This is a genomic window from Aquabacterium sp. UBA2148 (genome assembly GCF_002328915.1).
Taxonomy (GTDB): Bacteria; Pseudomonadota; Gammaproteobacteria; order Burkholderiales; family Burkholderiaceae_C; genus Aquabacterium; species Aquabacterium parvum.
Genome location: NZ_DCXA01000215.1, coordinates 1 through 4,533 on the forward strand (window position 1 = coordinate 1; position 4,533 = coordinate 4,533).

A 4,533-nucleotide genomic window follows, 5' to 3' on the forward strand; every position below is an offset into this window, starting at 1 on the left:
TGTTGGTGGCGAAAGCCGCGCCGGTGGGCGTTTGCAACGTGGTCACGCTGTTGAAGGCCACGCCTGCCGCACCCGGGGTGGCCGAGCGAGCGAAGCGATCGATGTCCAGGCTGAGGTTGTAGAAGCGCGCGGCGTTCAGGCCACTGCGGTCGTCGCTGATGGCGTAGTAGGTGCCGGTGCTGGCGTCGAAGTCGATGCCCGACAGGCCGCCCACGGTCGTGCCCTGGAAGCTGGTGCCCGATGCCACGATCTGCTGGCCGATGTAGCTCAGGGACCAGTCGGCCGCCTGAGCGGGGCCGCCCAGCAAGCTCAGCAAGCACAGGCCGATGGAGGTGGCGAATGGGATGCGACGCATGGGGCAACTCCTGGGGTGACAAAGGTGTGGGCTCACTGTAGGGCGTGCATGTGTCAAGCCGATGCCGCCTCGGTCCTGCAACATGGTCTGCTCAGCTCCCGCAGGGATCGGCAAAATGCCAACTTCGCGCGATTCGGCGCAAGCCCCTTCAACTTCATGAAAGCAGCCATGCAACAGTCGCAGGAATTGGTTTTGATCACGGGTTGCGGTTCCGGCATTGGCCAGGCCCTGGCCCGAGCCTTTCACCGCAGCGGTCAGCGCGTGTGCGCCACCGCCCGCCGAATCGACACCCTGGCGCCGCTGGCTGCCGAAGGCATGCTGGTGCGCGCCCTGGACGTGACCGACGCCCAAGGCACCGCGGACTTGCTCGCTTCCCTGAAGGCCGAGGGCTTCGGCGTGGGCACCCTGGTCAACAACGCCGGCTATGGCGCCATGGGGCCGATGCTGGACGTGCCCCAGTCCGAATGGCAGCGCCAGTTCGAGGTCAACCTGTTCGCGCCCATTGCCCTGGTGCGCGCCGTGATGCCGGGCATGGTCGAGCGTGGTCGCGGGTTGGTGGTCAACATCAGCAGCGTCTCGGGCGTGCTGACCACGCCGTTTGCCGGGCCTTATTGCGCCAGCAAGGCCGCCTTCAACGCCGCCACCGATGCGTTGCGCATGGAGGCCGAGCCACTCGGCATCCGCGTGGTGACGGTGCAGCCGGGTGGCATCCAGTCGGCCTTTGGCAGCAGCGCGGCCAACCAGGTCAGCCTGGCGCCCGACTCGCCCTACCAGGCGGTGCGCGACGGCGTGCTGGCCCGCGCCAACGAGAGCCAGTCCGACGCCATGCCGGCCGACACCTTCGCCAGCTTGCTGGTCGCGCAGCTCGCGCGGCCGGACTGCCCGCCCGTGGTCAGGCTTGGCAAGAAAAGCCGGCTGATGCCGTTTCTCAAGCAATGGATGCCAGTGCGCACGCTCGACGGCATCCTGCGCAAGCGTTTCCAGCTCGATCGCCTCAAGCCGCGCAGCAACGCTCGCTGAGGATCAGGCCGCCGGTGCCTCGGGCACGTCGGGCGCACCAGGCGCATCGGGCGCCACCGCCACACGGTTGCGCCCGCGCTGTTTGGCCACGTACATGGCCTGGTCGGCGCGGTGCAACAAGGCGCCAAAGCCTGGGTCGTCGGCGCGGCACTCGCTCACGCCCAGGCTGGCGGTCAGCCGCAGCCTGAGGTCCTGGTGCACGGCCTCGCGCTCGGCGATGAGTTCGCGCAGCCGCTCGGCCGTGGTCACCGCCTGCGCCTGGTGGATGCCTGGCAGCAAGATGGCGAATTCTTCGCCGCCCACGCGGGCCACGAAGTCCACTTCTCGAATGGCTTCTCGGACCACGCTGGCCGCTGTTCGGATGACCGCGTCACCGGCGGCGTGGCCGTGCAGGTCGTTGACCTGCTTGAACAGGTCGATGTCGAACAGGATGATCGACAGCGGCTGCTGGTAGCGTTGGGCGCGGGCCACCTCTCTTGCCGCAACCTCTTCGAAGCAGCGCCGGTTGGCCACGCCGGTCAGGCCGTCGGTGCGGGCCTGGCGCTCGGCCTCGTCGCGTGCTCGGGCCAGCTCGGCGGTGCGCTCTTGCACCGTGCGCTCCAGGTCTGCATTGACCTGGGCCAGCATGTCGCTGGCGTGCAGCTTTTGCTCGAGCATGGCTTGCTGCGTGGCGTGGTGCTGATCGCGCAGCAGCTTGATGCGGTCGCCCAGCGCCAGCGACAGCAGCACCACGTCGATGAGGATGCCGAACTCCGCCGCATGGAAGGTGGCAAAGGTGTAGGGCAGCCAGCCGCTGACCGTCAGCGCGGTGCACAGGGCGCCGCTCAGGCTGACCATGGTCGCGAGCACGAAAAAGCGCGCGGCGCGGTAGCCATTCCACCAGGCAGCCAGGCCGGCGGCCAGGATCAGTGGCGTGCCCAGGAAGATGAAGTTCACGGGTGCCGCGTTGTAGGCCACCGGGTTGCCCCACCAGGTCACGCCCAGCCAGCAGGCCAGCAGCAGCACCAGGAAGCCCTGCAGCACCCGGTGCAGCCGTGGCAGGCGCGTCCTGGATTCCAGGAAGGTCATGGAAAACAGCGTGGCTGTGACCTGGAAGATGAAGATGAAGACGGTGTGCCCCAGGTTGCTCCAGGTGGGCGAGTCGGGCCAGAAGAACTGAAAAGCAAAGCCGCTGTAGGACGCGTTCATGGCGCTGAAAGCCAGCAGGTACAGGCAGTACCAGGCGTAGTTGGGCTCGCGCGTCCACAGCCAGATGAGCCCGTTGTAGAGCACCATCACCAGCAAGATGCCGTAGAACATGCCGTAGTAGGCGGCCCAGCGCTCCTGTTCGGCCGCGAAGGCCTCGGGCTGCCACAGCTCGATCGGCGTCATGAATGCCTGGCGGCTGCTCACGCGCAGGTAGTGCGTGTGGCGCCCTGGTGCAACGCTCACTTCCAGCACGAAGGCGGGCGTGAGGTGGTCTCGGGCCGAGAAAGGCAGGTCATCGCCCACCAGGCGCTCCTGGAAGCCTCCCTGGGCGTCGGCCGTGTACAGGTGAACCGTGTCCAGCCAGGGCGTGCGCAGCACCAGCAGCCTGCGTTGTGGCGTGTTGCCAGGGTTGTCCAGCGTGAAGCGATACCAATGCGCCGAGCGCGTGAACCCAAAACTCGAGAGCGCCGAGCCCGCTGGCCGAAAGCCCTCGGCCGCGCCCCCTGAGAGCAGGTCCTGCAGGTTGAGTTGGCCGGACGCGTCTTCGAGCACGTCGGCGGCGGCGTGCACGTTCTGTGCAGTTTGGGCCGGGGTGATGCGCAGCGCGCCGGCCAAGGCGCTGCCGCAAAGGAGCTGGCTGCACAGCAGCATCAGCCAGCACAGGCGTTGGATCATCTTGGACGGCCGCGAGGGGAATGCGAAGGGGTCCGGGTGGGACGCTGTCAGTCTAGCGAAGTTCCCCACCTTGCCGCATTTGTCGTTGCTGGCCCCTATTTTGACAACATGAGTGGTCAACGTCGGTCAAATGGTGCCAACGTGTCGATTCATCGCCAGATGCGTGCAAATTACCTTGACGGGCAGGCATCCGGGTGGGACAGTAAGGGGTTTTTCATGACAAACCCCAAACCGGAGAGCCGTTTGAAGCCCGTGAACCTCGCCCGCCTGGCCCTGATCTGCCTGCCCTGGTTGAGCTGGGTGCCCATGGCCCACGCCGACGGCAGCCCCGTGGGCACGTGGTGGAGCTTTGACGACGGCGGCAAGCAGCGCAAGGCCGAGATCGTCATCACCGAGCGAGATGGCGTGCTGTCGGGGCGCATCGTTCGCCTGCTCGATGGCCGCTCGGCCAAGGACCTGCGCTGCGACCTGTGCGACGACGAGCGCAAGGGCGCCCCACTGGCCGGGCTGGAGATCCTGAGCAACCTCAAGGGTGACCCCGACAACACCGACAAGTGGGCCGGTGGGCAGGTGCTCGACCCGGGTTCGGGCAAGGTTTACAAGGTCGAGATCACCGTGCTGGAGCATGGCCAGCAGCTCAAGGTGCGCGGCTACCGGGGTGTGCCGGCTTTCGGTCGCACCCAGGTCTGGACGCGCACGCAGTGAAGTTCGGGCGATGATCGGGGGTGGTCTCGCGCAGAGACCGAACCGGAACCCGAGACATGAGCCCAGCCATTCGTTACCTCAACCCCGAGCGCCGCTACTCCGACGCCGCCATCCACGGCAGCGTGGTGTGGCTGGCCGGCCAGGTGCCCACCGACCCGGATGCCGACATGGCGGGCCAGACCCGTCAGGTGCTCGAGCAGATCGACGCCCTGCTGCTGGAAGCTGGCAGCTCGCGCGGTCGCATCCTCATGGCCCAGGTCATCGTGCGTGACATCGCCGAGGTGCCGGCCATGAACGAAGTCTGGGAAGCCTGGTTCGACGGCGTGACCGCGCCGCCCCGCGCCACCTTCCAGGCGCCGCTGGTGAACCCCGCATGGCGCATCGAGGTCATCGTGACCGCGGCGCTGAACTGAACGGCGGGATGAGCATGGGCGTTGCGCTGTCGAAGCAATGGGAGCGCCTGCAGGGTGCGGGGCAGGGCTCGCAGGTCGTGGCCTGGCACGTGCGTGCGGCCGAAAGCGAATGGGTGAGCCGGGTCTGGACGTGGGTGCAAGCCCAGGCTGGCTTGCCCGCGCCTGCCATCGCGGTCG

The 4,533-nt window shown here is 67.3% G+C and carries 5 protein-coding genes; 3 read left to right on the plus strand and 2 right to left on the minus strand.

What is annotated here, in order from left to right; genetic code table 11:
• Window positions 1–355: esterase-like activity of phytase family protein (locus B2W70_RS12005; RefSeq protein WP_286745981.1), on the minus strand; the 355-nt coding region annotated here is incomplete at its 3' end.
• Between the two features lie 168 nt (window positions 356–523).
• On the opposite strand from B2W70_RS12005, the gene B2W70_RS12010 reads away from it, so the two are divergent.
• Window positions 524–1,375: an SDR family NAD(P)-dependent oxidoreductase gene (locus B2W70_RS12010; RefSeq protein WP_286745982.1), complete on the plus strand. Its 852-nt coding sequence runs from the start codon at window positions 524–526 to the stop codon at window positions 1,373–1,375.
• A gap of 3 nt (window positions 1,376–1,378) precedes the next feature.
• On the opposite strand, the gene B2W70_RS12015 is transcribed toward B2W70_RS12010, so the two are convergent.
• A complete protein-coding gene (locus tag B2W70_RS12015) occupies window positions 1,379–3,238 on the minus strand; it encodes a sensor domain-containing diguanylate cyclase (protein ID WP_286745983.1) in 1,860 nt (619 codons plus the stop codon).
• Between the two features lie 216 nt (window positions 3,239–3,454).
• Here B2W70_RS12015 and B2W70_RS12020 point away from each other — a divergent pair, with 216 nt between their 5' ends.
• Entirely contained in the window at window positions 3,455–3,943 is a 489-nt protein-coding gene (locus B2W70_RS12020) for a DUF2147 domain-containing protein (protein ID WP_235513881.1), read from the plus strand.
• A gap of 56 nt (window positions 3,944–3,999) precedes the next feature.
• Window positions 4,000–4,356, plus strand: a complete 357-nt coding sequence (locus B2W70_RS12025; RefSeq protein WP_058088492.1) for a RidA family protein — start codon at window positions 4,000–4,002, stop codon at window positions 4,354–4,356.
• Window positions 4,357–4,533: the final 177 nt, after the last annotated feature.